This window comes from Bacillus pretiosus, from assembly GCF_052947655.1.
Window position 1 is genome coordinate 3,158,979 of sequence record NZ_CM129593.1, and the last position, 26,252, is coordinate 3,185,230.

Here is a 26,252-nt window from a genome sequence, read left to right on the forward strand (position 1 = left end):
GCCTACTATCCACTTAACTGATAGTAGGCTTTTAAAATCATTTAAGAACTGGGTTATATTCTAATTTATAATTTTTAATCAGTGGAAATATTATCACTTCGGCTCTAAAGTTAACACTTTCCCCTCTATCCCCTCCGTATTCAATGTAGTCGTATGATACGTTCCATTTACCCAATCATCTATTTGATCATGGTACCAATCGCTTCTAAAATGTCCCGATTGTCCCGGTCCTACAATATGATAACCGTTTGACATATCTTTTGTATCAATAACAAATCTCCAAGAAGCTCCGTGATTTACAATACCATTTTCTCCGTAACTCGCTGCTTGAACGGTAACTTGGCTTCCGCCGATTGGAATTGGTTTTTCACGATTAAATGCAAGTAGTGCTAGCATACTAGATGATTTTGAAATTGGATGTGTGAACGCCAGTTGATGGTAATCGCCCCACTTCCACTCCGCAACATCAGGGCCATATTCCTTCTGCAGTTTCTTCATTACATTTTCGTACGATGTATGCACAACTTTTGTGAAGCCTCCGTACTTCGTAAACCAAGCGCCGTTTTCTCCCGCTACTTCTTTTCGAATCAATTCATCAACAACTTGTGACTTCCCTTCAAATAACTCCATCACATCTTTCGGTATTTCTTTTGAAAATAACGTATTCGAAATCTCTTTCATTAACAAATGGAATATTAATGGTGCCGCTTCATCTTTACTATCGTAAAAATTCCACTTTGTTAATTGTTTTACGCCTTCTTTCTCTACTTCATTTAAAGATGCTTTATTTAACTCTTTTAAAAATATAAGGGCAAATTCTTTCCCGTATAAATTTTTTTGATCCATCTGTAACTCTTCTAAATCTTTCACCGTATACTTTTCTTTCTCTTGTAAAAATTCTTGAATACGCATTTGCCTATATGGCTGTGCCCACGTATTACTAATATGGTACGGATAATTATCATCCACAATTTTATTATTCGCAGTTGAAATAAACCCTTGTTTTGGATTTATTACTTTTGGAAGTTGATCATATGGGATATACCCTTCCCATTCATATTCATCTGTCCACCCTGGCACTGGCAAACTTCCATCACCTTTTTTACGCACTGGTATATTTCCATTCGCTTTATACGCAATTGTGCCGTCATTTGATGCAAATACAAAGTTTTGAGTTGGTGTATGAAAATCTTGAAGTGCCGTTTCAAACTCATTCCAATCTTTCGCTTTATTCATATTTAATACAGCCTTTAATTCAGCAGAAGGCTCCAAAGCAGTCCATTTCAAAGCGAATACTGTTCTTGTTTTCTCTTTTACTTTATCCGCAAACTCTGAAATAACTGGACCATGCCTCGTAACCGTCACATTATACGGAATTGTTTTCCCGCCTTTTACTTTAATAGATTCATCAACAACTGTAGCTTTTTCCCACTTATCGTTATACAAAAATTCATTTTCATTATTAGGATTTCGCTTCTCAATATATAAATCTTGCACATCAGGACCTGTATTCGTAACGCCCCATGCTATTTTGTCATTGTGACCTAATATAACACCCGGTACTCCAGCGAAAATAACACCACTCACATGTAAATCTTTCATTTCGAGTTGCGATTGATACCAAATTGAAGGCGTCGCAAGAGATAAATGAGGATCATCCGCTAAGATTGGCTTACCAGACGCACTTTTCTCACCGCTTATGACCCAATTATTACTACCATTAAACTCTGGCGGAATAATCGTTTTTGCAAAACTTTGTGCTACGTCCACATTTGTATTTTTCAGTTCAGCTAACAATCTAGGCGCATCTTTCGGATATGTAGGAAATAGCTCATTTGCTTGCTCTTTCGGCAAATTTTTCAGCGCCCAATATCGAAACGCCTGTCCGTGCCAATGTCCACCTAAATCAAACGCCATATACTTTCCAATCGTTAACGTATCAACAATAGACCATTCAGCAGGCTCATAGCCTAATATAGTAAACTCAACTGGCGATTTCTTTTCTTCTTTTGCCTCACGTATAAAAGCGTTCACTCCATCAGCAAATGACTGCAAGGCATATTTCGCTTCCCCGTCATATTGACTAACAGATGCTTCGGCTGCTCGCCGTAAACCGAGCGTTCGAAACAACTTATCTCGATCAACAGCTGCTTCCCCTACAACTTCACTCAACATCCCAGAAGCTTGCCTTCTACTTAAATCCATTTGAAACAAACGATCTTGCGCTTGTACATACCCTTGCGAAAAATATAAATCATGTACATTTTCCGCTTTAATATGAGGTACCCCTTTACTATCTCGCTTTACTTGAACAGCATGTTGTAAATCCTCTAGCTTTATCGTCCCATCTATCTTTGGCACAGAACTAAGCGTATATATGTTCAAAAAAATCACTGTACAAATAACTACCAAAAGAACGATACTACTAGACCAAATAAAAATTTTCTTCCCTCTAGTTCGTTTCTTCTTTATGACGACTTCCATATAACCCCTCCTTTCTCAAACTATTCGCTTCTATTTTGAAAGAACCTTTTTGAATAGGAAAAATCCATCTTTTCTTATGCTATGGATCATGTAAACAGACTTCTCCTTCCTTTCTTCCACTGAAATCTCCCCGCCCTTTCTTACACCAATTCCTCAAAATCCCCTTCACATAAGCAAACGTTCGCTTATTATGTTCAAACGCAACTTTAAGTGCCTTTAGTACTGTCTCTCCTGAAGCTTTTTGTATCCACTCTTTTAATTCCTTCACGATATATGGAGATAGACTACTTATATTTTGTTTGTAAAACTTATAAACTTCACTATGCGACGTATCCTCTTCTGTCTCTTCTATCTCTTCTTCCTTCTCCTCAACAACTTCTTGTAAACTACTATTATCCTCTTCTTTCAGCATACCAAAATGCTGCAATAACAATGGAATCTTCCATTCTTCTTCAAGACATTTACGTAAAAACATATGTATGAACTCTTTATTTTTTACAGTCTTTAACTCACGTAACACACACTTCTCTACATTTGTATTTAAAATAGGGTTATAGTGTAGCCAATTTAGTATGTATAACTCTTTCGTTTCCGCATCGTATAAAATCTTTCCGTATTCAACAAATCTATTTAACAGCTTCTCAACAGTTTCCATACTGTAGCCTGTTTCCAGTTCTGCCACACGCTTCGGTAATACGTAAATTCCACATTGCTTTGTTTTCGTACCAGTTAACAAATATATATAAAAATAACGCTCCTCTGGCGTTAAATCTAATATGAATTCATTTTGCCAAAAGTTCACCTGCACATTACGGTACACCGCCATATATTTCCCTCCTCCTTTTATTCATAAAAAGGCAGAATTCACCCCTTCAATATACATATAGGAATGAGGGCTTTGTTTTTGCATTTGAATTCCAAATTTTTTTAACTACTACAACGCCGGTTTTATTTTTTCCCGCTTTTTTGTTCTTGTAGTTGTTTTTGTTTTGTTTTTTCTTAGTGATTTATTACTTGGTAGGTGCTTATGAGGGGCTTGGAAGTGGCTTAATAGTGGCTAATATAAAAAGGAGCTGTTCCATTTGAATAGCTCCTTTAAAATCCTTATTACTTTTTCTTGTACCAGTACAAACTACTACATACAATTCATTTATTTCTGCATAGAGTCTAACATCTTCACTAAAAAGGCAGCTGCTTCACCACGAGTTGTTGTCCCTTTAGGATTAAACTCATTATTTCCAACACCTGTAACTACCTTTAAGCTATATAACCGCTGAACTGGCTGTTTGTATGTAATCAAATGTTGATCTGTAAATGGTAATACGACTAATTTACCTGTAACACCTTTATACTGTAATGCGTTGTCAATCATGATAGATGCTTCTTCACGTGTGATAGATGCGTTAGGATCAAAAATCCCTCCGCCACGACCGTTAATAATTCCTGCACTTGCACTACGTTTAATACCGCTATGAAGTGATGGATGCGCTTTGTTAATATCTACAAATGACTTATTTCCTTCTGGTAGCTTTAGAGCATTTGAGATTAATGTCGCAAACTCAGCTCTCGTTACATTACGATAAGGCGCAAATACACCATTTCCTTCACCGTGCATAATTCCTAGGCTGTTCAGCTTACGAATATGCCCTTCAAACCATCCACCTGTAATATCATCTTTTGGTTTTTGCACTTCTTTATTTGGCACATTATAGTTTATCTTAATCCAACTTGGGTTATAGAAAATCCACTCATCATTACCTATTTTATACCAACCATTTTTAACTGCTAACACTTTGTAACGATCTCCGTTTGAAGCTTTACGAACAATATGATGCTCAAGTCCTACGCCACTACGTACGTTTATACCGTCACCATTCACTACAAGCTCCATATTAGGTTCAGCTGGATTATATTCATTTGAATCAAATAGCTCATCTCTTTCTTGTAAAGGCGAGTCAATTTGCGCATTAACATTTGCATACCATTGAATACCTTGTACGAAGCCAGTCCAATTCCCACGAGAAATTAAAATATCAGGACAGTTTTTTCCGCTCCATTGTTGATGCCTGTAAATGTGATCCGCACTAATACCTTCTTTGTTCATTAAATAACCTGCAAGTCTCTTTGCATTCTCTAATGCTTTATTGTAATCTCCATCTTGGTTAACTGAAATTTCGATACCGATAGACTCTCTATTTCCTGAGCCATCGCCATCTCCTGCATGCCATCCATTTTCATTTGTTGGTAAGTGCTGATAAATTTGTTTGTCGTCTACAGTAAAATGCCATGAAGCTGTTCGGAACGTACCTTCCGTTGCTTGTTTATACAAATATTTCGCATGATTTTCAGCATTCGCACCACGGGCTGTGTTTGCAGTCTCATGAATTGTAATGTAGCGTGCTTTCATCGGATTAGCAGGGCGAATATCAGGGTTTCCTGCTGGAACAATCCACTCTACAAATGGAGTACCTGCAAGTGTTCCATATTTCTTTGTAGTCATCGATGCACTATACTGAATGGCTCTTGGCTTTTCAACCGGCTTCATTTCACGAGTAGAGCCATCATTTTTACCGTCTACATGTTCAAATGCCTTTTCAATGTTTGAAATAGCTTCATCTTCTGCTACTTGACCTTTTTTAGCTTCCTTCATTTTATTTAGTTCTTCTGTTTCATCATGTTTATGCTTATATTCTTCTAGAAGTATTTTCTCGTTTTCTGATACTTCTGCTTCGTTAATTTGCATGTGATCAGGAGTTTCTAGATTGAAATTCGAATAACTTAATCCGCTCGTTCCACCTTCCCCTTGTGCGATACGAAGTTGATCCGTTTGAAGGTTTTTGCTCTCTTCTGCTGATATCGCTAAAGGTGCACTCCCTAACATTACTAAACTTGTTGATAGTGCAATTACTCTTTTTTTTATAATTTTATTCATTGCTGTAATCGATATCTACATTGTTCGTGTAAATACTTCAACCTCCCTTTCTATTCTCACTCGTGAAAGACTATGAATCTACTATGTACTTGTAACAAAACTTTTTCATCACCTATGTATATTCATCCTTTTATACATGCTTTCATTTTATCCCCAGCAGGTGAATGATAGTTTCTATAAAATCCCTTAACAGACATTATTTTATAACCAATTGCAATTGCCGTCAAAAACACTTATCCCCTTACACACTACTACTTCTCAAAAAATAGATTAGGATACCTTTTACTGATTTTCTTCACCAAGAAGGACCTTTACGTTTTTTCATAAATACTATGTATCTATTAATTAGATCCTGATTTAATGTAATTTCCCTATTTGAAAATACTAAGCTTTTCAATTTTTCGTTATAATATAGTTGTCATCTTTTTACATTGAAAGGAGTTTTTATATGGAAGAAATTGCTCATATTTTACTCACTAATATTGATACATTAAATGAAGAAGACCAAAAAATTGTAAAGAAACTAGTTAATAAGTTAAAATCTTTTGCTCATGCACCACTAAATAAAAATCACTGCTTACGTATGAAACCTTTTATTGAATCTGAAGGAATAACTAGACTCGTTGCCAATACAGTACACTCTTACCAATTAGATTTAATGCCAAACAATCAATTTGCTATGTATGATGTTATTGGCTATTACTACAGCATAGCATTATTAACATGTTGTGTAGTATTTGAAAAAGGCGATTTCAAACACATCTACTCTGTATTAGAAAATGAAGTGACAAAAGAAAACGAAAAGAATGTTCTAGTATCAGAGCGTGGCGGGGAAAATTACTACGTTATGGCACGCATACTTAAATTTTTCAAGAAAGATGCTAAAGACATAGAAAGTTTATTTTCACAATTAATTATTCTAGATTAATTAATTGTGAAATATCACTACATACGAAACAAGGAGGATGAGTATGAGTATGCTACGAATAGAAAATATGGAAGATGATGAAGTTTTCCAATTTCTAGCTGGCACTTTCCATCAAGATACTTTCTACGAAGAAGCACTTAAAGAATTATTAGAAGAGGCACACAAGGAATATTTACAAGACTCTATTGTTTTTCTATCTAAATTTCTAAAAAATGATTATAGCATTGAAGAAAAACAAGCGTACATTCGATATTCAGCAGATGGGATATATTTTGAAGGGCTAGAAATCACACCGGTAGAATGGCTTGAAAACATAGTTGAAATATTAAAACAAACCATACAAGTTTATTAGATTATACATTAAAGGGGATGACCTAATTGTTAAATACGATCGTTTATGATAAAGCGAAGTACCATTATCAAGGTGATTTCCCTGAGGACTTACCAATTGATCAAGCTTTTGTACATACTGGTATGTTTTTAGGATGGATACTTGAACATAATTTATTTAGTGAAGAATTTGAAGAAGAGTCTCAAGACGAAATTAATCAGTTTAAACTTAAACAAATGACTGGCACAGAAATTTATATGAACTGGGATGGCGTTTTAGCAGACGACATGTTAAATGATGAGGGCAACCAATTCGCAAAGTACTACTTTAACCATGACGAGGACTGGAAATATATAAATGATTACAGTGATGTTTTTATAGACGAAGGCGAAACTCTCTACCATGTGCAAGATACTTGGGAAAACTATTTCAAATTAAAAAACGTTATTGATAATAGCTATAATTTTTGGAAAGACAACTTACAAAATAAATAATTATAATAAGTCGATTTCTTATTTTAATAAGGAATCGACTTTCTTAATATCTAATTTGCTGATTAACACCTCGCCCAAAGATCATTTTACTAACGATACTATTATCGATATCGAATTTTCTATAACGGAACGTTCTGGACGTGATTTCATTAACACTGTTAATCCAATTAAGGACGTGACTAATGTTTGCGCTAATGCTTTAGCGTTCAAATCACTTTGCAGTTCACCTGATCGTATTCCCTTCGTAATTAATTCTTGAAAAATAACTGCAAGATACATTTGATGTTCTCTAGTCAGTACTTCAAATTTTTCATTATGAGGAGCAAGTTCAACCATTGTGTTAATACAAAAACAACCTTTACTGAACTCTTTTTTATATTCCTCTTCCACCATATTTTCAAAAAACGTCCGAATTGCTCCTTTTACAGATTGTTCGTTTTGAAGTTTTGTTCGTATATTAGCCGCATGTAAATTTGTGTATCTCCTTAATGCCGCTTCAAATAAACCCTCTTTATCACCAAAGGCTGAATATAAACTCGGCTTTTGTATTTCCATTTTTGCAGTTAAATCGCTTAATGAAGTAGCTGCGTATCCCTTCTCCCAAAAAAGTTGCATAGCAGCATCCAAAGCTTTTTCTTCATCAAATTCGCGTAGTCGTGCCATTTAAAACCATATCCTTTCTATATCTAGTTATTAAGATTACACATCGTCATTTATGTACCAATCAGTATGTTATATATCGTATTAGATTATAAACGACATGTCAAAAAAATTATAATTAACTCAAAATAAACTTGACATATATGTTTCTTCGAGATTATATTTTACTTACAAATAACATACCGTTCGGTACATTATTTGTAAGTAATGCAAAAAGGAGCTGTTTTTATGAATAGTAAAGAAAAAATGATGCCCATTCTAAAACATACTCACACTCAGATACATCCACCTGTTCATGCAACCATGTCTCGCTATATGACTCTATTATTCGCAATCGCTTGTGGGATGGCTGTAGCAAATATATACTTCGCTCATCCACTACTTGATTCATTGTCAAATGAATTTAAGATTAGTCATTCAACTATCGGTATTGTGATTACTATTACTCAAGTTTGTTATGCACTCGGTTTACTTTTATTAGTTCCACTTGGTGATTTATTAAACCAAAAGAAAATAATAATTCTCCAAATGCTTTTATCTGTTTTCGCTTTAATTATAATCGGGTGCGCTTCCTCAAGCACCGTACTTTTTATAGGTATGGCCTTAGTAGGTATTCTTGCAACGGTTACGCAAACACTCGTCGCATATGCATCAATTTTAGCTAATCCAGCAGAACGTGGACGCATAGTAGGTTTCGTTACAAGTGGTGTTGTAATAGGTATTCTCCTTGCTCGTACATTTGCAGGCACATTAACAGATTTAGCTGGATGGCGATCCGTTTATCTCACCTCCGCTATTCTTTTACTCTTCGTAACTGTTTTGTTACACCGGAACTTACCAACTCTTAAACTTAAAAAAGTGACAACTATGTCTTACCGAAAATTAATACACTCTGTTCTCTTATTATTTGTAGAAGAACGACTTTTACGCGTTCGCGGAATACTAGCATTTCTCATTTTTACTTCATTCAGTATTTTATGGACTTCTTTAGTATTACCTCTAAGTGCTACACCACATAATCTATCTCATACAGCTATTGGCGCATTCGGCCTTGCTGGAGTTGCAGGTGCATTAGCTGCTACTAAAGCTGGACAATTAGCTGATAAAGGATTCGGACAAAGAACAACTGGCATAGCCTTATCATTATTAGTACTTTCATGGCTCCTAATTAAATCTATTAACCATTCTCTATTATTACTAATTTTCGGAATTATCCTTTTAGATTTAGCGGTGCAAGCTGTACATGTCACCAATCAAAGTATGCTTTTCACAGTGCGTCCTGAAGCGAGAAGTCGACTCACTGCCAGTTACATGATTTTTTACTCTATCGGTAGTGCAACAGGTGCAATTCTTTCAACAAATACGTATGCAAAATATGGTTGGGATGGAGTATGCATATTAGGTGTATCTGTTAGTGCTTGTGCTCTTTTATTTTGGATAATAACCTTACGGCGATCATAACAGCTAAAAGAAGAATAATTCATTTATGTTTCATACGTGTTTTTCTACAAGACTATAGAATAGCATTTACTTTTTAACACAAATCAACGGCATTTTCATATAAAAAATGCCGTTGATTCTAAATTTTCACATATGCGATTCATCATTTTATAATAATAAATCCTATACTAGCGAAGTACATCTATTACAAATTCCCTTTAACGTTTTCGACAATCTCGTTTATCGTATTCCGATCAAACTTATCACTAATTTCGTATGGCTCACGATCTCCTACTAATTGTACGCCTACAATATCATTGCGGTCTTTACCATATTGCACTTCAATAATAGACCCACGCTCTATTTGTTTCCAAACGAGACCTGCTTCATCTTTATTATCTAAAATAATACAATCCTCAATATTTTCATCAATTCCAATTAACTTATTGTCATCCATATATCCAACCTCGTATTGTTGACGTTCTTTCGCTTTGCCGCTTACTACTATACCTTTGCTTCCATACGAGTAATCCGTATAATCCTTTTTCTCCGATTGTACCGCTTTCGGCTCTTTTGCTTCAGTTTTTTCAGTATTTCCACAACCCGCAATTATACCAATTGGCATAATTGCAGTTAATACTACTCTAGTAAATTTCTTTATCACTTATAACCAACCTCACATGTTTAACTTTAAATTCCATTTATCCCCTTTCCAAATAATAACATGATAATACCGAGAAAGAGCCAAAGGTAAAATATTATTTTCATCCCAACAATCTATGTAAAAAGCTATACTTCTGTATTTCCTTCCCGTCTACTTTCATATAGTACCCTTACAATTATAGATAGCTAGAATTTCAAAATCAATAACTGAATTATCGATAAATTACAGAAAGTAGACATCCTACTCACATAAGATTTAAAATTAGGAAGTATGGAAGACATGATAAAAAATTTAAACTAGATGATCGCAATTAAAATGATTTTTATATGAAGGAAGGAAGTGCACAGCTATGGATTTAAAAACAGTTATGCAAGAGCTTGAATCCCTCGGTAAGGAAAGAACGAAAAAAATATACATATCTAACGGTGCGCACGAGCCAGTTTTCGGCGTAGCTACAGGCGCTATGAAACCAATCGCTAAAAAAATAAAATTAAACCAAGAGTTAGCTGAAGAACTGTATGCGACAGGCAACTACGATGCTATGTATTTTGCAGGCATTATTGCAGACCCGAAAGCTATGAGTGAGTCTGATTTTGATCGCTGGATAGACGGAGCATATTTTTATATGTTGTCCGATTATGTGGTGGCAGTAACTTTATCAGAATCAAATATTGCACAAGATGTTGCTGATAAATGGATTGCAAGTGGAGACGAGCTACGAATGTCAGCGGGCTGGAGTTGCTACTGCTGGCTTTTAGGAAATCGCAAAGACAATGAGTTTTCTGAAAGCAAAATTTCCACTATGCTTGAAATGGTAAAAAATACGATCCATGATTCACCAGAACGAACAAAATCCGCTATGAATAATTTTCTAAACACTGTAGCAATTTCATATGTGCCACTACACGAAAAGGCAGTCGAGATTGCAAAAGAAGTTGGTATAGTTGAAGTAAAACGTGATAATAAAAAAAGCAGTTTGCTAAATGCTTCCGAAAGTATTCAGAAAGAACTTGATAGAGGCAGACTTGGTTTCAAACGTAAGTATGTAAGATGTTAAAAAAGAAAAAGGTGGTATCAATCTTTCTTGATTGATACCACCTTTTTCTTTGACTACTGAACTCTCTTCTTAGAAAACATTCATTTACCTCTGGACAACTTATATGTTAGAAACTTCTTCTTTTAACTTATAAACCCTATCTCTTTTCTCATCGCTTTTGACAAAAATAAGCTTTCCTTCTTTAACAAAATCTTCTAATACTAAGCATACTTGTCCATATGCTTTCGGCTTATTCGTTGTGAATCTTTCATCTGATATTTTGCCGGATCGTATTAATTGTTCACATAGCTCAAGTGTACTTATTTCTTCAGAATCCACTAATTCCAATATATCTTTTTGCAATGGCGATAAAGGTACTGGTATATCAGCTACCTCCACCTTTTCTGGTTTGTTTTCTTCTTCAAATAAATCTTCAAATGAAATTTGATTCATTACTTCTTTTCCTTTCTAACGATTGATTTGTATAACATGAACTGAATTCTATAGCGTAGTTATTATTATGTAGTACTTACCTTATTACGTAAATGTCAAACTCATGTACATCGTTTCATATAGTATGTTTCGATTATACCAAATATACGTTCTGTTTTCTATTACAGATTGGAAAGCAGAATGTTTTACTGTATATACCATTATTAAATAGAGCTGAATATCCATTATCCAAATATTACATTTTCAGTTATATTATCAAAAATTTATCCATATTGCGGAAATAAATGACAAATAATTATAATTTACATGTTATAATTACGATGCATGCATTTAGTTATATTAAATGTGTAATACGTATATTTAATAAAGTTAAATTAAACTGGGGAGGCTTGCGCAAATGGGCAAGAAAACAAGCAAAGCTAAAAAATTTTTCGGTTTCATAATCACTGCAGCATTAGCAACTACAACGATGGTAGGTACAGTAAATGCAGAAACAACTACGAAAACAAGCGGTAATGAAAATAGCTATAAGGTAGCTAGCAATGCGAACGTTGTATTTACAGATGTACCAAAGGACCACTGGTCAAAAGATGCTATCGATTACTTAGCGTCAGCAGGAATTTATAAAGGATACGGAAATGGGAAATTTGGTTTTGGGGACAATGTTACTAGAGGACAGGTAGCTTCTTTAGTCAATCGACATTTAGGTTTAATAGCAGATGATAAACAGGCGAATATGTTTAGTGACATTACAAATCATATGTTTGAAAAGGATATTAAAGCCATTGCGCAAGCTGGAATTATGACAGGTGATGGATCAGGTACATTTCGTCCAGATGATGTATTAACTCGATATGAAATGGCAGTAGTGTTACAAAAAGCATTTCATTTAGAATCAAAAGGACAAGGGAGCTTTAAAGATGTACCAAAAGGTCATTGGGCCTATGAATCTGTAAATGCAGTGCGTAGTAACCGTATAGCACAAGGTGACGAATCAGGTAATTTTAATGGCAACATGATTGTGAAGCGTGAGCAATATGCACAATTTTTCTATAATGCAATAGCCAAGAACCGATCTTATAATTTCAACATCAATACAAAAGAAGAAATGAAACAAATGTTAACAACAGCTTTACAGAATGGGACGTTTGGTCCATTTAAATTAGATGCACTAGGTAAAGATATATCTGAAGTGAAAAAAGAATTTGGAGCGCCTGATGTTTGGAAGCAAGCATCATGTACAGAATGTGATGCACCTAATATAGCGGTATACGGCGATTATAATATTGACATGTACCCTTCGGACGCTAGATATATTTCAGTGAAAATGGATATCACTATTAATGAATTAAAAGAGTGGTTTGGTGAGCCAGATGGAATCGGAGAGGATATGACTAGTGAAGGCTTTATATATAATCGAGGAAGCTATTCTCTTTATTTCAGCTTCTCTGATGGTTATATTCAACGCGCTGAAATATCTAAAAATAAATTCAATTAATAAGTTACAAGCAATATAAAATATATAAAGCATAAAAAATCCTTCAAGAACGTGCTTTTTCTTGAGGGATTTTATTTGTCTCTATCTATTTAATATAATCCAAAACTATATAACTCCTACTGTTTAAACTTTATTTTTCTTGATGCTCCGCATCCCATTCACTTAAATACGTTGCATATTCTAATTCATCTGGATCATCATGTAACATAGAAATAAACTCTAATTTATTTCCATCACAATCTAGAAAATATACACTTGCAGCTGGCATCCACCTTTGGACAATTGGTTCTCGATTTCCTTTCCCTTGACTCCCTACTACCTCTATTCCACGCTTCTCTAGCCATAATTTAGAAATCTTTAAAAACTCTAAATCTACACGAAAAGCGAAGTGTTTCGTCTCAAACTCTTCATTCGTATGTACTTCCCATAATCCGAGCATTTGCTCTTTATTTTCGCCTATCCAAAAGAACGCAACTCGTCTTTTCGATAGTTTTTTGCTACTGTTAAGCCTAACTTATTTTGATAGAAATCTATCGCCTTTTCTAAATTTCTTACATGTAAATGAGTTTCATATATGCTTTGTATCATTATATATTTCCCTCTCCTCTACATTCTGATTTTTAAAATATATTTTGTTTTTATCATACAAATATTTATATTTTTAAGCATCCTACTTTTGTATAATTGTTCTGTCCTACAAATGTATAGGTATCCATCTTTAACTAATGCCTCAACGCCGGAATTCAATACAATGGAACTAGTGAGCTTTTATGAAAAATTGGCTCTCACCTACTTTTCTCCCATTAGAAGCTTTGCTGCCCACAAATAGCAGGATAAAAATTCTATTTACATTCATAAATTTTTATAATGTAATAAGATTAACATCTTAATAATAGAGGAGGAGCCATTCTGGATAAAACAAAAGTTATGGCTTATTTTAGTGCAACGGGTAATATATTCCCTGTTGAAGCAATTACCGACGCCCTAAGTATCGAGCCTACAAGAACTTATAAAAAAGGTGATGTTGTTGCAAAACGTGATAATCCGAATCTTGTATCCACCAAAACCCTATATAGAAAAGAAACTAATTGGACTTTCAGCACCGGCTATCAAGAATCATACGATATAAATAATCAGTTGCAAGTTATTCTAAAATCCCTTGAAGGAAAAACAGAGCAATTAAAACATCTCAAGAAGAAGTATAGTTTAGAGTTTCTTTTTATGGTAGTAATGCAAGTGGAGAATAACGAATCACCCGCGATGTATTTACAAAAAAACATTATTGATTTTGTTAGTTCCATTCAAGCAGAAATTCATTTTGATCTATATATTTGTTAAAAATAAAAACGCTATTGATATTGGAATCAATAGCGTTTTCTTATGTGACTTTATGTTTTATCTTGTTTGTACCCAAAAGCAAATTCTTTTTATATAACGTATTACTTCAATTTCCCCTCAAAGACAATCTTTCTACCGCACGGTTCAACTTCTGTTTTGCCGTTTTTCTTCACTTCATGAAAGATTGGTTCTTCCATACGACGAGACGGTGCATAGCCTTCTTGTTCCATACGTGCTAAGCAGTCTGTAATTGTTTCGTTTTCGAGTACTTCAAATTTCTTTTTATTAGGTTGTTTTGTCATGCCCTAACCTACTTTCTATTTTTCTTGATGCGAATTGATTCTTCATGTAGACCATATATACCATTGCGAGAATTCCCATTATAATCATAACCGCAATAAAAAAGCTTGTATACTGTATTTTTTCTATAAATACGCCTCCTAATACAGGTCCCATAATACTTCCTAAACTAAAGGCGATTCCAGATAATATATTACCTGCTGGTAGTAAATGTCTCGGTAATAAATCTGTCATAAATCCAAGACCTAGTGAGAAGCATGATCCAATGACCATACCCGCTAACAGCATACAGGCAAAGACGATCCAGTAATAGTGATCAAATACTGCTGCAAGTAGGAAAATGCCCGTACTTACGCTGAACGTCCACGTTAAAATACGATCTCTTCCGTATTTATCACTTAATATACCGAGTGGAATTTGTGTAATAATGCCCCCAACTGCGAACGCTGGTAATAAGAAGGATACATCTGATACAGACCATCCTTTACGAAGCGCGTATACTGGTAAGTTACTATTTAACATTGCTTCTAGTACGCCATATGCAAGTGGTCCTAGTAATGCAATCCACCCTAATCCAACAACTTGTTTATAACGAGAAAATGATGATTCACTCTTCACTTCTCTTTCATCTTGCGCCGGGAATGCATTTTTCGTTGGAAGTAATAATAGCCAACCTATTAAGCAAAGTATAGTAGATATAATAAATGGCGTTGCAAGACCGTACTGCACAGTGCTTGCTAAATACGGACCAACGGCAAAACCAATTCCGAAGAATACACCGTATATCGATACTTGTCTCCCTATTTTACTCGGGTCTGATGTTGTCGTAATCCATGTTTGTGTTCCGACATGAAGCATATGATCTCCGACTCCAACTAGAAATCTAAGAATAAACCATACCCAAAATGAAAAAGTTTGTGTAAAAAAGAATAATGAAATAATAACGAGAAACCCACCAATAACGATAATTGGCTTCATTCCAAACTTTTGCATCGGTTTTTCAAGAAACGGTGAAATAACTAATATCCCAATGTATAATGCCGTCGCATGAATACCGTTAATACTTGAACTTACCCCTTCTTGTTCAAAAATCATTGCAATGGCCGGTAAAAGCATCCCTTGTGACAAACCCGAGATTGCTACAATTCCAACCATAATCCAAAAAGTAAAACGCATCGACATCCTTTTCCCTCTCCTTCTCACGCTTTCCACTTTTCATTATAAACTGTTTCTCCAAATGCGTGTACGAATATTATGAATAAAAAAGAAGCTAAAAGAATGAATCCTTTAGCTTCTTATCCTTCCCATACTTGCGCTTTCACATTGTTATGGAATTGCTTGAAATACGGATGTTTATAAAAAGCAGTTTCATACACGTATTGCTGTGCATGAGCAATTGGTGGCTGCGGGTATTGCATTTGTAAAGGAACTACAGCTGGTGAAACTTGCATATACATCGGAGCTATCATTATTTTTGTATATAAGTGATGATTATATGGCGAATGCGCAATTAAGAACGGCTGATGCATGGATAATCTCCCCTTTTACCTACAATGTTATAGTATATGCAATACTTATCATTTCGGGGATTATTTCTCTTCTAACCAATCCTCTACATGTTTTATAAATACATCTAAACAATCAATAAACGGCGAATGACCGCAATCCTCTAACACTTTCAACTCTGCATTCGGCAAATGTTTTGCTAATTCCTCACCGACTACTTGCGGTACGACATAATCTCTGTCACCTTGTATGACGAGTGTTGGAGCTTTAATATGATGAATTTGCTTATTTCCCTCTACAACCCCGTTATGTTCATCCGAAATGTTAAATGTAATGAGTGCATAATTCACATCTACGAAATTACGTTGCGTTAACATATCGTCTAAATACTTTTCGTAACGATCCGGTTCCGGTTGATTATGTGTATATATTAATAGATTCCATACTGTACGGTAATATAATTTATTCATATTTTTTATCGCATCTAGCACTGGAGCAATTTGTACGGGATCTTGCGCGATTTCTTCTTTCGTCTTTACTAAACTTGATACGATCGGTTGCCCGTTAATATCTTTTTTAAAAATTGGATATCCCTTCATGCCTACTGATTCTACTAAAATTAACTTTTCAACAAAAGTTGGATGATTCGCTGTAAATTGCATCGCAACACCACCACCCATTGACCAGCCCATTAATGAAAATTTCTCTAGTTTTAATTGATCAATAAATAGTTTTACATCTCTTGCAAAGTCTTGTAATGAATCTATCGATTGATTATATGTTGATTGTCCAAATCCTCTTAAATCAAGAGCGTAAATATGGTATCGGTCTTGCAGCTTTTCAATTACTAAATCCCAATGTTGTGACGATGTCATGTTTCCGTGAATGAGTACAAGAATTTCTGCATTTTGCCTTCCAACTTCCTGATACGCAATCGTTTCTCCGTTCGATAGTGAAACAAACTCCATTGTTGCAGGCTTAATCATCACAAGTTCCCCCATTCTTTTTAATAGAAAGAAAATTCTTTACTTACTTAAAGAATAGCATGCAGAATATACGTTCGCAACATAAAACCTATACGAAATTTTTACATAAATCAACATGTCTATTACTAGACAATTATAATGAAAAAGTATATAGTTAGCTAGGTAACTAATTTGAAAGGATCAAAATACATGGACGAAAAACAACATTTTTTTCACATTGTCAGCCAGACTTCTCGAAAATTCACAAAGAAATTTAATGAACGCGTATCTCCAACTGGGCTATTCAGTGCGCAATGGGCTGTTATTTTCCGCATTAATCAAACCGGTTCTTGTACGCAAACAGAATTGTGCCAGTACTTAAATGTTGAATCACCAACGATGACTCGTACGTTAACACGTATGGAAACGATGGGCTGGATTATTCGTACAGAAGGAAAAGATCGTCGTGAGAAGCTCATTTCTTTATCAGAGACAGCGATAAAAATGATTCCGGTATGGCAAGAAGAAGTTGATACTTTCGAAGAAAAAACACTAGAAGATATTAACGAAGATGATTTACATCAAGCATTTGAAGTGTTACAACAAATTATTAAAAATTTAGATTAAATTGGAGGGATGACGATGCAAAGTGAGAAACTTTGGACGAAGGATTTCCTCGGAACTTGTTTTAGTAGTCTATTTCTCTTCTTAACATTTTACATGCTTATGACTACTCTGCCTGTCTATGTAATAGACGGCCTAAAAGGAAAACCTGAGGAAATTGGTTTAGTTGCAACTGTTTTTCTTATTTCATCTGTTTTATGTAGACCATTTACAGGTAAATGGCTCGATGATTTAGGAAGAAAGAAAATATTATTTATTTCACTTTCATTATTTTTAGCTGCTACTGTTATGTATTTCGGTGCGCAAAGTTTATTTTTATTACTTGCCCTTCGCTTCTTACATGGTATTGGGTTCGGTATGGCAACGACAGCAACTGGTACGATTGTCACAGATGTTGCGCCAGCTCATAGACGAGGCGAAGCACTTGCCTATTTCGGCGTATTCATGAGTCTGCCGATGGTAATTGGTCCTTTTTTAGGTTTAACAATTATTTCTCATTTTTCATTTACTGTACTATTTATCGTTTGTTCCGTATTTTCATTGCTTGCATTTTTATTAGGACTACTTGTAAATATTCCGCATGAAGCACCAGTGAACAAACAAAAACGAGAAAAAATGAAATGGAAGGACTTAATTGAACCATCCTCTATTCCGATCGCTCTGACAGGATTTGTTTTAGCCTTTTCTTATAGTGGCATTTTATCCTTTATTCCTATTTATGCGAAAGAGATCGGTTTAGGAGAAGTTGCTAGTTACTTCTTTATTGTATACGCACTTGTTGTTGTAATTTCTCGTCCATTTACAGGAAAGATTTTTGATCGCTTCGGTGAAAATGTACTTGTTTACCCTGCTATCATTATTTTCACAATTGGGATGTTTATTTTAAGCCAAGCACAAACTTCATTTTGGTTCCTTGGCGCAGGTATGCTAATCGGTTTAGGCTACGGGACATTAATTCCTAGCTTCCAAACGATTGCGATTTCTGCCGCTCCAAACCACCGACGTGGTTCTGCGACAGCTACTTACTTCTCATTCTTTGATAGTGGTATTGGCTTTGGTTCTTTCATTTTAGGTATCGTCGCAGCGAAATCCAGTTACCATAATATGTATTTTATCGCAGCTATTATCGTTGCCTTCACTTTACTTCTATATTATGGATTACACGGACGAAAACAAAAATTCAAGAAACAACATACAGATGGAAAAGTTTCCGCTTAACATGAATAAGGAAAGTAAACTTCCCCGTTTACTTTCCTTATTTTGTATTTCTTTTAATAGAAGCGTATACTTATAATAGAAATAAAAAAGGAGGGACCGATATGAAACTTAAAAAATCTCCCCTACTCTTACTCATAATCACATTCATATTTGTAATTACAGGGCTCGGTTTTACATACTTCAAACATAATAAAACAATCCCATCAAAAAATAACGTGACGAAAAAAAATTGGTTAGATGATCCTTACTTACGTTGGTCGTACACACATATGAAAGAATTCACTTTAATTAACGAGGTAAATAATAACCCGGATCACGTTTCCCACTTCTCTACCGCATCACAAAACTTAGACGATTTTGCTGTGGAGCGTAGATTTGGAAATACAACTCCTCTAAAAAAACTTTTAGACGATAACAAAACGGATGCTTTTGTCGTTGTACACAATGGACAACTTGTTTATGAACGATATTTCAACGGGTATAACGAGAGTGAACCTCATGGCATGGCGTCATTAGCAAAGGTTTTTACCGGTGCAATTATACAATCTCTCGCTGAAGAAAATCGTATTGACTTAGAAAAAACAGCTGACGCATATATAAAAGAATTAAAAAATACACCGTTCGGTAATGCCACACTTCAGCAATTAATGGACATGCAAGTTTCTGTAGAATACCCTACTCACGGATACGAACATCCAGCGTTAGAAAATCAAGATGCACAACTATATTTAGCGAGCAATATTTTACCTAGAGGTAAAAACTACGACGGTCCGATGAAAATTTATGATATGTTACGAGAAGCAGAAGAAACTGCAACGCCTGGTTCCGATTTTTCTTACGATAACGGATCAGCCGAAACACTCGCTTGGGTTATTCGAACTATCACGGGTAAATCATTAGCTGAAAATGTTAGCGAACGCATATGGTCTCAAATTGGTATGGAAGAAAATGCTTATTATGTCACCGATGAAACAAAAGTTGAACAAGCTAGCGCTGGTTTAAATGCAACTGCTAGAGATATGGCTAGATTCGGGCAATTACTATTAAACAACGGGGAATATAATGGAAAACAAATTCTCCCTTCTTCTATTACTAAAGATATAAAAAATGTCCAAGAAGGTGAACTTGCAGTTGGCCCTGGAGCTTCCATTTCTTATCATAATCAATGGTGGATTCCGCACAATGAACAAGGTGCTTTTGAAGTGTTAGGTAGTTACGGACAAACACTTTACATCGATCCGAAAGCAAATATGGTCATTGTCCACTTCTCTTCTAACGCTACGCCAAGTAATGAAATACATTCAGTCTACTCAAATATGTATATTGATATTGCACATCATTTAGAGAAGCTTCCACAGTAGTGGAAGCTTCTTCTTATTGGGGTATTTATTTTAATAAATCCCCTCATCACGATTATTCTTTTCTTATTCATACGTGAATTTTTTATTAGCAATCCAATAATTTGTCACGAAGAGTGTCAATAAGATCCAAATAATCGTTAGTAGTACATTGACCATTGCAGTTGCATTCACTCCCCCTGTGACTAACGTTTCCATTGCGTGTTTACTCATACTGGCTGGATTAACTTGATCTATTATTGGACTCAAACCGACGATTATTCTACAAGCTAAAAGAACAACAATTGAAATTAGTGCAATAATACCTTGACTGTGAAAAATAGCACTTATCATTGTTGTGAAAGATACGATAAAAAGAACCCAAATTAAATAAAATAGTAATCCAGTAATCATGTGCGAAAACGGAACAACAGTAAAAAGATAGTTTGTATATAGATAAGAGGTAAAGTATCCAATCATTACACTAAGCGCTACTATTACATAATTTGATACTATTTTCCCCACTATATATGAAGTAACCGTAACAGGTCTCGTTAAAATAAAGGCCAACATACCGTTAGCTTTATCTGTTTGAATAGCACCCATCATAGAAATCACTAGAATCATAAGTCCGAGCTGATCAAACTGAGACCCCAAAGTACTCGCTAATACTTCGCCTCCTTTTTGTGATGTCATACTTGGATCGATGGTAATTCCCTGCCCTCCACCTAATGCTCCTAAAATGGATGGTAAGTAATGCGTTACTATTGGCTGTGTTGCCCCTAAAAATATAAAAACAATTGGTAGCCAAATGATCTTAAAATCACGTAACATTTGAACACATTCTTTTTTTATCAATATCATTGAGTTATTCATTTTTGCACCACCAATTTCAAGAAAATTTCTTCTAAAGTATCGTTGTTTATTTCAAACTTAACGATGTCCACTTTATGTTCGAGTGCATTTTGCAGTAACATATTTTTATTTATTTTGATACTTTCAACCTTCACTTTGACTTTAAGTCCAATCACTTCTACATCCTTCACATAAGGCAAATTTTTTACAACGTCAATCCACTCTCGATCTTTAGCTGTAATTTCAATGATTAATTTATTTTCGCTATTACGGTGTAAAAGCTCAGTAATTGTTGTATCTTCTATCTTTGTTCCATCTTTAATCATGACAAATCGTTCACAGATTTCTTCTGCATCACTCAATATATGGGTTGATAATAAAATAGTCGTATCTTTTTTTATTTCTTCAATGAGATTTAATACTTCCCTTCTACCTATTGGATCTAATGCGGATACTGGCTCATCCATGACAATAAGCGCCGGTTTATGCAGTAATGCTTGTGCAATACCGAGTCTTTGTTTCATTCCACCAGAAAAGGTACTCACCTTCGAATCTTCTTCCCCACTTAATCCAACTTTCTCCAAAATTTTTGATATCGACTTTGACAATGCTTCTTTTTTCATCCCTGAAAGTTGCCCCATAAACATAAGGGTTTCTCGCGCTGTCATCCAATGAAAAAAATTAGGGTATTGTGGTAAGTAGCCAATTTCCCTTTTCATTTTTGATATTTTTATCCCATTCAATAACACTTCACCCACATCTGGATTAATAATATCCGAAATCACTTTTATTAATGTAGATTTCCCTGCTCCATTTGGTCCGATTAACCCTACACATTCCCCTGATTGCAGTTCCATCGAGAAAGTATTGACAGCAATTTTCCCTTTAAATGATTTTGTTACATTTCTAATCTCTAATTTCATAATTTCTCACCGTCCTTTCTCCCTATAACAAAGTATAGAATAGGTCCCAATACGTTAACAAAAAGAATAATTAGCGCCCATACAAGTACATTTTTTCTTGTTTTTCTATGTCGGTATAAATCAATTAGTGCAATGAAAACTAAAAGTACCCCGACTGCAATAACTGGCAATATGATCGGGAGAAACGCCATAATATCCATGTCTTTAAGATCATTCCATCCATAATGTAGTTGCATTTTTATCATTCCTTCCTAAACTCATTATCATTATTGATAATAATAATGATAAATCAAGAGCAGATGCATTGCAAACATTATTCTCATTATTTATAATGAGAATAAATAATGAATAAGGTGATATATAGTGAGTAATAAAGTTGAAATCTTAATGCATCCAGTAAGAATGAAAATTTGCCAAGTATTAATGAGAAATAAAGAAGATGGACTAACACCATTAGAAATGGTAAAAATCATTAAAAATGTACCACAAGCAACTCTATATAGACATCTACAAACTATGGTTGATTCTGATATCGTCCATGTAATTAACGAAAAAAAGGTAAAATCTGTTTCTGAAAAATATTACGCAATCAATGAAGAAGATGCAAAAATTGAAGGAAGTGAGTGGAAAGGATTATGTGATGAGGAAAAGTTAAATTACATTTCCTATTACCAATTATCACTTATGACACAATATCAAAGTTACCTTAAAAAATTAGAGGAACAAAACAGTCAAGAAGATAATGCTACTTTTTCTGTAGTGGAATTAAAGCTAGATGAAGAACACTTTATGAACTTTCAAAACGAACTTAATGAATTAATGAATAAATACTACCATACCCAAAGTAAAGGTGACGAAAAAGAGGCTCCTGTTCGGACCATCGCTATTACAATTATTCCAGAAACGTAAACTAACTCAATATAAATAATACAAGCCGATGTTTCCTATGTTAAGGAAACATCGGCTATTTTCATTTCAAAAATTGTTTAGCTTCTGTTTTAACTTCTGCTGTAAGGCTAGCGAAAAAACTGATCTAGAATTCGAATGTGCTTAAAGCCCCTGTCTTTCTTTTATTAAATGAATTCTTTTCTTTCTTTTCTCATGCTACTGTCATACCATCCACACTCTCTCCAAACACTTTGTAAAAAGAAGCATGGGTAAACTAATAAATATAAATTAGGAATCCACCAAGAAATATCGAAATCTAAACGGATTGTCCAAAATGCTAGAGCTTGTATTCCTGAACAAAAAGTTAAAATTAATGATAAGAACGCCAAGTGGCTCCAAATATGTTTTTGTTTAGAATGTAATTACATGAGCATACCCCTGTTGTTCCCTCTTATTAAAGGAGGAACTATTATGGGATTTGGTGGTAGTCGCGATTTTGCTGAAGGTTTTACTTTATTAGTTGTATTGTTTATTTTATTAATCATCGTTGGAGCTGCTTGCTTCTGCTAAAAAACTATTAGAAAAGACACTCTTATCATAGTGTCTTTTCTATTCTCTTTAAAGAATTTATATCGACCTCATAATTATTCCCATATGGTCTAAGCGCCGAAAGTTCTTCCTTTGGCCCATAAAATAATACTTTCAACTCATCATCTTTATACTGAACTACAAAGAAGTCATCAAATTGGTCAAATGTGTTTTGATTGATCGTGATAAACCCTTTTTCTTGGGCAGTTGTTTTAACACTTATTCTTCGTCCATCTTTAATGACATCATATCCATGCTGATTCGTCACTTTGGATAGCTCACCATTCGTATAAAGAACACAAAAAAATTCACCTAGACGACCTATAAGATGCCTTAATTCAGTCGCCTTACAACCAAGAACATTCATTTCAAATCGTAACATTTCAAAATATGCCTCATATAACTTTTTAATTTGTGAGATTCCTATTTTATCCTTATCCCCATAGACAAGAAGTTTCCCATTATCCCACTCACCTACAACAGATTCACAATCTGTCCCTTTAGGTTTGTGAAAAACTAATCCTGTATAAGGATAATTTTCACCTACATATCTAAAAGTTTTTTTATTTATATATATAAACAGATTTTTATTAACAGCTCTCCCTTTGTTATAACGGTTATAACAATAATCAGCAGGATTAATACTCCCCGGTTTTGTATTAAATTTTGTTATTAATCTGTCCTTTATCTCTGCAGATATTACAGTATCGCCTATCTTTTCTTTAAGAGCCTCTATAAATTGCTCATAAATAGTCAATGTAATCCTCTCCTCATGTTTCTCAATAGTTTTAAGCCTAGTAGAACTTGCAATCTATAATTTGGCCTAATTGTAGAATAATATATTTAAAGTTCTTCATAAATTTTTATAACTTACTATATAAATTTTACATTTAATTAATTAAATTTCATAGACTATTAGAGTAAAATATAAATTGGAGAATTTTATTAAATGCTCAAAATAAAGATAATACTCCATTAAGAGCTCGTTTATTTAGGAAACGTGCCTTTTTTTTATTGGCTTTTTAAATAAGGTAAACGTGAAGAAGCATTATAAAAAGCAGGGCAATAATATTAAATTAACTTCCATTCGAAGGAGTTTAAGCCTTGCCTGAATGACTATAATGACTATTTGGTTGAGCAATCGATATGTTGTGCCGAAACGTCAATATATTAAAAAAGGATCTCTCTTTATCAAGAGAGATCCTTTTTTTACTTCTTCTTCTTTTCTGTCGGTTGGCTTTGTTTAGCGAAATTAGATGAATCATCGAAATTCGGTTGCTTTTTACCAGCATTATTACTTCTACCTTTTCCCATATGTAATGCACCTCCTCTCGTCCTTACTATTCCCAATAAAAAAATCCTCTTGCATCCAAGGGGATTTTTTGTTGTGCTATTATTAATAATGCCCAACTATTACCGCAGTACTTCCAACACGGTCCTATCCTAACTTTTAACCATGGTGTTGATCGTGGCCATCAAGCCTATGATTATCTATCCGTCTTGGCGTTTTCCTTTAAACGATACCCTAGTCTTCGATCGCTTGATAGGTCGTGGTCCAGAAGTCTTGGATAAGATGCGATGGGGCCGGAGTGGACATCCCAACCTGGGTGAACAGAATTCCAATAAACTGTTTATCTGGATCAGCGTAAGCTGAAGTACCGGTTCCACCATCCCAGCCGAATTGACCAATAGACGCGTAGTCTCCAAGATAGGTACGCACCGCCATCCCAAAGCCCCAGCCACCTTGGATCCCTTGTCCGAACGACAAATGGACGTTATTTTTGGCCAAATCGTCTCGGTATACTTGTTGTTCCGGAGTAAGACGGTTGGTGGTCATCAGCTGGACTGCGGGCCTAGACAAGATCCGTTTAGTACCGTGCACCCCTTTATTCAAAAGCATCTGCAAATACGCGTGATAATCGTCGACGGTTCCAAGCAGTCCACCACCGCCTGCTTGGAATGCTGGAGGTTTGCTGTAACGTCCACCCGCCCCCTCATCCCAAACGATGAATTCACCTGTCTGCGGATTGGGGTTGAAGGCTGGTGGAAGCCGATCAATCTTGAGCTGAGGTACGTAGAATCCAGTGTCCTTCATTCCTAGCGGATCGAATATGCGTTCGCGCAAGAACGACTCGAACGTCTGACCCGTGACCCTGGCAACAAGAACGCCGATTACTTCTATACTGATATGATACTGCCACCGCTCTCCGGGCTGATAGCTTAGCGGAAGTGCACCTAGGCGACGCATAAACTCATCTGGATCGGGCATATCCTGACCTGGCGTGTCGAATATCCCACTCTCGAAGAACGCGTTCATGATTGGAGAACCCATCAACGTGAGATCCACTCCGAGCCCGAATGTGGAGGTCAACAAGTCTCGTACAGTGATAGGACGTCGTGCTGGGACGGTCTCTTCTAGCGGGCCATCGGGCTGTTTCAACACTTGTCGGTCGGCGAGTTCCGGTAGCCATTTGTCTACTGGGTCGTCTAAATGCAGTTTGCACTCATCGAGCAGAACCATTACTGGTGAAACTGCGATTGGCTTGCTAGTGGACGCCAATCGAAAAATCGTGTCCCGACGCATTGGTGCACCACCATCATGCCTCATTGTTCCAAGCGCTTCGACATACGTCTCGCCGTTTCGGCTGACTAAGGCGACGAGCCCAGGAATCTTTCCAGAATCAACATGCCGCGCCAATATATTGCGCATTTTGCGCAATCCTGTTTCAGAAAAGCCCTTATTGTTTTGTCCCATTTTGTTCTCCTTTAGTTTAGATTGAGATTTCTAAT

At 35.4% G+C, this 26,252-nt stretch carries 27 protein-coding genes and 2 pseudogenes; 12 read left to right on the top strand and 17 right to left on the bottom strand.

Annotation, left to right across the window (positions count from 1 at the left end):
* Nucleotides 1-93: 93 nt before the first annotated feature.
* From ACU8YW_RS16150 to ACU8YW_RS16160, 3 genes are all read right to left on the bottom strand, one after another.
* Nucleotides 94-2,484, bottom strand: coding sequence for a penicillin acylase family protein (locus ACU8YW_RS16150; protein ID WP_088609321.1), 2,391 nt, complete (start codon nt 2,482-2,484; stop codon nt 94-96).
* Between the two features lie 79 nt (nt 2,485-2,563).
* On the bottom strand, nt 2,564-3,310 hold the full coding sequence (locus tag ACU8YW_RS16155) for a DnaD domain-containing protein (RefSeq protein WP_088064004.1): 747 nt from the start codon (nt 3,308-3,310) through the stop codon (nt 2,564-2,566).
* A 324-nt stretch (nt 3,311-3,634) separates the two neighbouring features.
* Nucleotides 3,635-5,416, bottom strand: a complete 1,782-nt coding sequence (locus ACU8YW_RS16160; RefSeq protein WP_088064005.1) for an S-layer homology domain-containing protein — start codon at nt 5,414-5,416, stop codon at nt 3,635-3,637.
* 448 nt (nt 5,417-5,864) lie between these two features.
* Here ACU8YW_RS16160 and ACU8YW_RS16165 point away from each other — a divergent pair, with 448 nt between their 5' ends.
* From ACU8YW_RS16165 to ACU8YW_RS16175, 3 genes are read left to right on the top strand one after another with little or no spacing between them, the layout of a single operon-like run.
* Nucleotides 5,865-6,344, top strand: a complete 480-nt coding sequence (locus ACU8YW_RS16165; protein ID WP_063220964.1) for a hypothetical protein — start codon at nt 5,865-5,867, stop codon at nt 6,342-6,344.
* A 49-nt stretch (nt 6,345-6,393) separates the two neighbouring features.
* On the top strand, nt 6,394-6,696 hold the full coding sequence (locus ACU8YW_RS16170; protein WP_088064482.1) for a contact-dependent growth inhibition system immunity protein: 303 nt from the start codon (nt 6,394-6,396) through the stop codon (nt 6,694-6,696).
* Between the two features lie 26 nt (nt 6,697-6,722).
* On the top strand, nt 6,723-7,169 hold the full coding sequence (locus tag ACU8YW_RS16175) for a DUF7832 domain-containing protein (protein WP_063220963.1): 447 nt from the start codon (nt 6,723-6,725) through the stop codon (nt 7,167-7,169).
* An 81-nt stretch (nt 7,170-7,250) separates the two neighbouring features.
* Here ACU8YW_RS16175 and ACU8YW_RS16180 read toward each other — a convergent pair whose 3' ends face one another.
* Nucleotides 7,251-7,832 (bottom strand): TetR/AcrR family transcriptional regulator, encoded by a 582-nt coding sequence (locus ACU8YW_RS16180; protein ID WP_088064006.1) that lies wholly within the window; start codon nt 7,830-7,832, stop codon nt 7,251-7,253.
* A gap of 225 nt (nt 7,833-8,057) precedes the next feature.
* Here ACU8YW_RS16180 and ACU8YW_RS16185 point away from each other — a divergent pair, with 225 nt between their 5' ends.
* A complete protein-coding gene (locus tag ACU8YW_RS16185) occupies nt 8,058-9,290 on the top strand; it encodes an MFS transporter (protein ID WP_088064007.1) in 1,233 nt (410 codons plus the stop codon).
* A 184-nt stretch (nt 9,291-9,474) separates the two neighbouring features.
* On the opposite strand, the gene ACU8YW_RS16190 is transcribed toward ACU8YW_RS16185, so the two are convergent.
* Nucleotides 9,475-9,933 (bottom strand): hypothetical protein, encoded by a 459-nt coding sequence (locus ACU8YW_RS16190; RefSeq protein ID WP_088064008.1) that lies wholly within the window; start codon nt 9,931-9,933, stop codon nt 9,475-9,477.
* Between the two features lie 349 nt (nt 9,934-10,282).
* Here ACU8YW_RS16190 and ACU8YW_RS16195 point away from each other — a divergent pair, with 349 nt between their 5' ends.
* Complete coding sequence (locus tag ACU8YW_RS16195; RefSeq protein WP_088064009.1) at nt 10,283-10,990, top strand: DNA alkylation repair protein; 708 nt, start codon at nt 10,283-10,285, stop codon at nt 10,988-10,990.
* Between the two features lie 99 nt (nt 10,991-11,089).
* Here the strand turns inward: ACU8YW_RS16195 and ACU8YW_RS16200 are convergent, their stop codons facing one another.
* A complete protein-coding gene (locus tag ACU8YW_RS16200) occupies nt 11,090-11,422 on the bottom strand; it encodes a DUF3895 domain-containing protein (protein WP_087984191.1) in 333 nt (110 codons plus the stop codon).
* Between the two features lie 397 nt (nt 11,423-11,819).
* Here ACU8YW_RS16200 and ACU8YW_RS16205 point away from each other — a divergent pair, with 397 nt between their 5' ends.
* Nucleotides 11,820-12,920, top strand: a complete 1,101-nt coding sequence (locus ACU8YW_RS16205; RefSeq protein ID WP_426934009.1) for an S-layer homology domain-containing protein — start codon at nt 11,820-11,822, stop codon at nt 12,918-12,920.
* Nucleotides 12,921-13,050: 130 nt separating this feature from the next.
* Here the strand turns inward: ACU8YW_RS16205 and ACU8YW_RS16210 are convergent.
* Nucleotides 13,051-13,508: pseudogene (locus ACU8YW_RS16210) on the bottom strand (VOC family protein).
* Nucleotides 13,509-13,847: 339 nt separating this feature from the next.
* On the opposite strand from ACU8YW_RS16210, the gene ACU8YW_RS16215 reads away from it, so the two are divergent.
* The gene (locus ACU8YW_RS16215; protein ID WP_088064011.1) at nt 13,848-14,258 is read left to right on the top strand and encodes a DUF4279 domain-containing protein; all 411 of its coding nucleotides are present in this window, start codon (nt 13,848-13,850) and stop codon (nt 14,256-14,258) included.
* Nucleotides 14,259-14,359: 101 nt separating this feature from the next.
* On the opposite strand, the gene ACU8YW_RS16220 is transcribed toward ACU8YW_RS16215, so the two are convergent.
* From ACU8YW_RS16220 to phaZ, 4 genes are all read right to left on the bottom strand, one after another.
* Nucleotides 14,360-14,560, bottom strand: coding sequence for an NETI motif-containing protein (locus ACU8YW_RS16220; protein ID WP_000166305.1), 201 nt, complete (start codon nt 14,558-14,560; stop codon nt 14,360-14,362).
* A complete protein-coding gene (locus ACU8YW_RS16225) occupies nt 14,544-15,740 on the bottom strand; it encodes an MFS transporter (protein WP_088064012.1) in 1,197 nt (398 codons plus the stop codon). The genes ACU8YW_RS16220 and ACU8YW_RS16225 overlap by 17 nt, the downstream gene beginning before the upstream one ends.
* A 113-nt stretch (nt 15,741-15,853) precedes the next feature.
* Nucleotides 15,854-16,087, bottom strand: coding sequence for a hypothetical protein (locus ACU8YW_RS16230; RefSeq protein WP_088064013.1), 234 nt, complete (start codon nt 16,085-16,087; stop codon nt 15,854-15,856).
* A 60-nt stretch (nt 16,088-16,147) separates the two neighbouring features.
* A complete protein-coding gene (phaZ, locus tag ACU8YW_RS16235; RefSeq protein WP_142291779.1) occupies nt 16,148-17,065 on the bottom strand; it encodes an intracellular short-chain-length polyhydroxyalkanoate depolymerase in 918 nt (305 codons plus the stop codon).
* A 174-nt stretch (nt 17,066-17,239) separates the two neighbouring features.
* Between phaZ and ACU8YW_RS16240 the strand changes: the two genes are divergently transcribed.
* From ACU8YW_RS16240 to ACU8YW_RS16250, 3 genes are all read left to right on the top strand, one after another.
* Nucleotides 17,240-17,656 carry a MarR family winged helix-turn-helix transcriptional regulator gene (locus ACU8YW_RS16240; RefSeq protein WP_046954781.1) on the top strand — a complete coding sequence of 139 codons (417 nt, stop codon included), beginning with the start codon at nt 17,240-17,242 and terminating at the stop codon, nt 17,654-17,656.
* Between the two features lie 15 nt (nt 17,657-17,671).
* A complete protein-coding gene (locus tag ACU8YW_RS16245) occupies nt 17,672-18,871 on the top strand; it encodes an MFS transporter (protein WP_087984184.1) in 1,200 nt (399 codons plus the stop codon).
* Nucleotides 18,872-18,972: 101 nt separating this feature from the next.
* Nucleotides 18,973-20,232: a serine hydrolase domain-containing protein gene (locus ACU8YW_RS16250; protein ID WP_088064015.1), complete on the top strand. Its 1,260-nt coding sequence runs from the start codon at nt 18,973-18,975 to the stop codon at nt 20,230-20,232.
* Nucleotides 20,233-20,295: 63 nt separating this feature from the next.
* Here the strand turns inward: ACU8YW_RS16250 and ACU8YW_RS16255 are convergent, their stop codons facing one another.
* From ACU8YW_RS16255 to ACU8YW_RS16265, 3 genes are read right to left on the bottom strand one after another with little or no spacing between them, the layout of a single operon-like run.
* Entirely contained in the window at nt 20,296-21,084 is a 789-nt protein-coding gene (locus tag ACU8YW_RS16255; RefSeq protein WP_088064016.1) for an ABC transporter permease subunit, read from the bottom strand.
* A complete protein-coding gene (locus ACU8YW_RS16260; RefSeq protein ID WP_426934010.1) occupies nt 21,081-21,986 on the bottom strand; it encodes an ABC transporter ATP-binding protein in 906 nt (301 codons plus the stop codon). Before ACU8YW_RS16260 ends, ACU8YW_RS16255 begins: the two co-directional genes overlap by 4 nt.
* A complete protein-coding gene (locus ACU8YW_RS16265; RefSeq protein ID WP_097906976.1) occupies nt 21,983-22,222 on the bottom strand; it encodes a PLD nuclease N-terminal domain-containing protein in 240 nt (79 codons plus the stop codon). The genes ACU8YW_RS16260 and ACU8YW_RS16265 overlap by 4 nt, the downstream gene beginning before the upstream one ends.
* 127 nt (nt 22,223-22,349) lie before the next feature.
* Between ACU8YW_RS16265 and ACU8YW_RS16270 the strand changes: the two genes are divergently transcribed.
* Complete coding sequence (locus ACU8YW_RS16270) at nt 22,350-22,895, top strand: transcriptional regulator (RefSeq protein WP_446893973.1); 546 nt, start codon at nt 22,350-22,352, stop codon at nt 22,893-22,895.
* A 164-nt stretch (nt 22,896-23,059) separates the two neighbouring features.
* Here the strand turns inward: ACU8YW_RS16270 and ACU8YW_RS16275 are convergent.
* Nucleotides 23,060-23,296, bottom strand: a pseudogene (locus ACU8YW_RS16275) (DUF5360 family protein); the annotation flags it as partial.
* Nucleotides 23,297-23,345: 49 nt separating this feature from the next.
* Here ACU8YW_RS16275 and ACU8YW_RS16280 point away from each other — a divergent pair.
* Entirely contained in the window at nt 23,346-23,444 is a 99-nt protein-coding gene (locus ACU8YW_RS16280) for a YjcZ family sporulation protein (RefSeq protein ID WP_426934011.1), read from the top strand.
* Between the two features lie 25 nt (nt 23,445-23,469).
* Here ACU8YW_RS16280 and ACU8YW_RS16285 read toward each other — a convergent pair whose 3' ends face one another.
* Both ACU8YW_RS16285 and ACU8YW_RS16290 read right to left on the bottom strand, forming a co-directional pair.
* A complete protein-coding gene (locus ACU8YW_RS16285; RefSeq protein ID WP_426934012.1) occupies nt 23,470-24,219 on the bottom strand; it encodes a DUF7225 domain-containing protein in 750 nt (249 codons plus the stop codon).
* A gap of 768 nt (nt 24,220-24,987) precedes the next feature.
* Nucleotides 24,988-26,217 (bottom strand): serine hydrolase domain-containing protein, encoded by a 1,230-nt coding sequence (locus tag ACU8YW_RS16290; RefSeq protein WP_088064021.1) that lies wholly within the window; start codon nt 26,215-26,217, stop codon nt 24,988-24,990.
* Nucleotides 26,218-26,252: the final 35 nt, after the last annotated feature.

What these genes read in the sequence shown, in the direction of transcription:
- ACU8YW_RS16150 (WP_088609321.1), bottom strand. Translation starts at nt 2,484, where the DNA reads ATGGAAGTCGTCATAAAGAAGAAACGAACTAGAGGGAAGAAAATTTTT.
- ACU8YW_RS16155 (WP_088064004.1), bottom strand. Translation starts at nt 3,310, where the DNA reads ATGGCGGTGTACCGTAATGTGCAGGTGAACTTTTGGCAAAATGAATTC.
- ACU8YW_RS16160 (WP_088064005.1), bottom strand. Translation starts at nt 5,416, where the DNA reads ATGAATAAAATTATAAAAAAAAGAGTAATTGCACTATCAACAAGTTTA.
- ACU8YW_RS16165 (WP_063220964.1), top strand. Translation starts at nt 5,865, where the DNA reads ATGGAAGAAATTGCTCATATTTTACTCACTAATATTGATACATTAAAT.
- ACU8YW_RS16170 (WP_088064482.1), top strand. Translation starts at nt 6,394, where the DNA reads ATGCTACGAATAGAAAATATGGAAGATGATGAAGTTTTCCAATTTCTA.
- ACU8YW_RS16180 (WP_088064006.1), bottom strand. Translation starts at nt 7,832, where the DNA reads ATGGCACGACTACGCGAATTTGATGAAGAAAAAGCTTTGGATGCTGCT.
- ACU8YW_RS16185 (WP_088064007.1), top strand. Translation starts at nt 8,058, where the DNA reads ATGAATAGTAAAGAAAAAATGATGCCCATTCTAAAACATACTCACACT.
- ACU8YW_RS16195 (WP_088064009.1), top strand. Translation starts at nt 10,283, where the DNA reads ATGGATTTAAAAACAGTTATGCAAGAGCTTGAATCCCTCGGTAAGGAA.
- ACU8YW_RS16200 (WP_087984191.1), bottom strand. Translation starts at nt 11,422, where the DNA reads ATGAATCAAATTTCATTTGAAGATTTATTTGAAGAAGAAAACAAACCA.
- ACU8YW_RS16205 (WP_426934009.1), top strand. Translation starts at nt 11,820, where the DNA reads ATGGGCAAGAAAACAAGCAAAGCTAAAAAATTTTTCGGTTTCATAATC.
- ACU8YW_RS16215 (WP_088064011.1), top strand. Translation starts at nt 13,848, where the DNA reads ATGGCTTATTTTAGTGCAACGGGTAATATATTCCCTGTTGAAGCAATT.
- ACU8YW_RS16220 (WP_000166305.1), bottom strand. Translation starts at nt 14,560, where the DNA reads ATGACAAAACAACCTAATAAAAAGAAATTTGAAGTACTCGAAAACGAA.
- ACU8YW_RS16225 (WP_088064012.1), bottom strand. Translation starts at nt 15,740, where the DNA reads ATGTCGATGCGTTTTACTTTTTGGATTATGGTTGGAATTGTAGCAATC.
- ACU8YW_RS16230 (WP_088064013.1), bottom strand. Translation starts at nt 16,087, where the DNA reads ATGCATCAGCCGTTCTTAATTGCGCATTCGCCATATAATCATCACTTA.
- phaZ (WP_142291779.1), bottom strand. Translation starts at nt 17,065, where the DNA reads ATGGGGGAACTTGTGATGATTAAGCCTGCAACAATGGAGTTTGTTTCA.
- ACU8YW_RS16240 (WP_046954781.1), top strand. Translation starts at nt 17,240, where the DNA reads ATGGACGAAAAACAACATTTTTTTCACATTGTCAGCCAGACTTCTCGA.
- ACU8YW_RS16245 (WP_087984184.1), top strand. Translation starts at nt 17,672, where the DNA reads ATGCAAAGTGAGAAACTTTGGACGAAGGATTTCCTCGGAACTTGTTTT.
- ACU8YW_RS16250 (WP_088064015.1), top strand. Translation starts at nt 18,973, where the DNA reads ATGAAACTTAAAAAATCTCCCCTACTCTTACTCATAATCACATTCATA.
- ACU8YW_RS16255 (WP_088064016.1), bottom strand. Translation starts at nt 21,084, where the DNA reads ATGAATAACTCAATGATATTGATAAAAAAAGAATGTGTTCAAATGTTA.
- ACU8YW_RS16260 (WP_426934010.1), bottom strand. Translation starts at nt 21,986, where the DNA reads ATGAAATTAGAGATTAGAAATGTAACAAAATCATTTAAAGGGAAAATT.
- ACU8YW_RS16265 (WP_097906976.1), bottom strand. Translation starts at nt 22,222, where the DNA reads ATGCAACTACATTATGGATGGAATGATCTTAAAGACATGGATATTATG.
- ACU8YW_RS16280 (WP_426934011.1), top strand. Translation starts at nt 23,346, where the DNA reads ATGGGATTTGGTGGTAGTCGCGATTTTGCTGAAGGTTTTACTTTATTA.
- ACU8YW_RS16290 (WP_088064021.1), bottom strand. Translation starts at nt 26,217, where the DNA reads ATGGGACAAAACAATAAGGGCTTTTCTGAAACAGGATTGCGCAAAATG.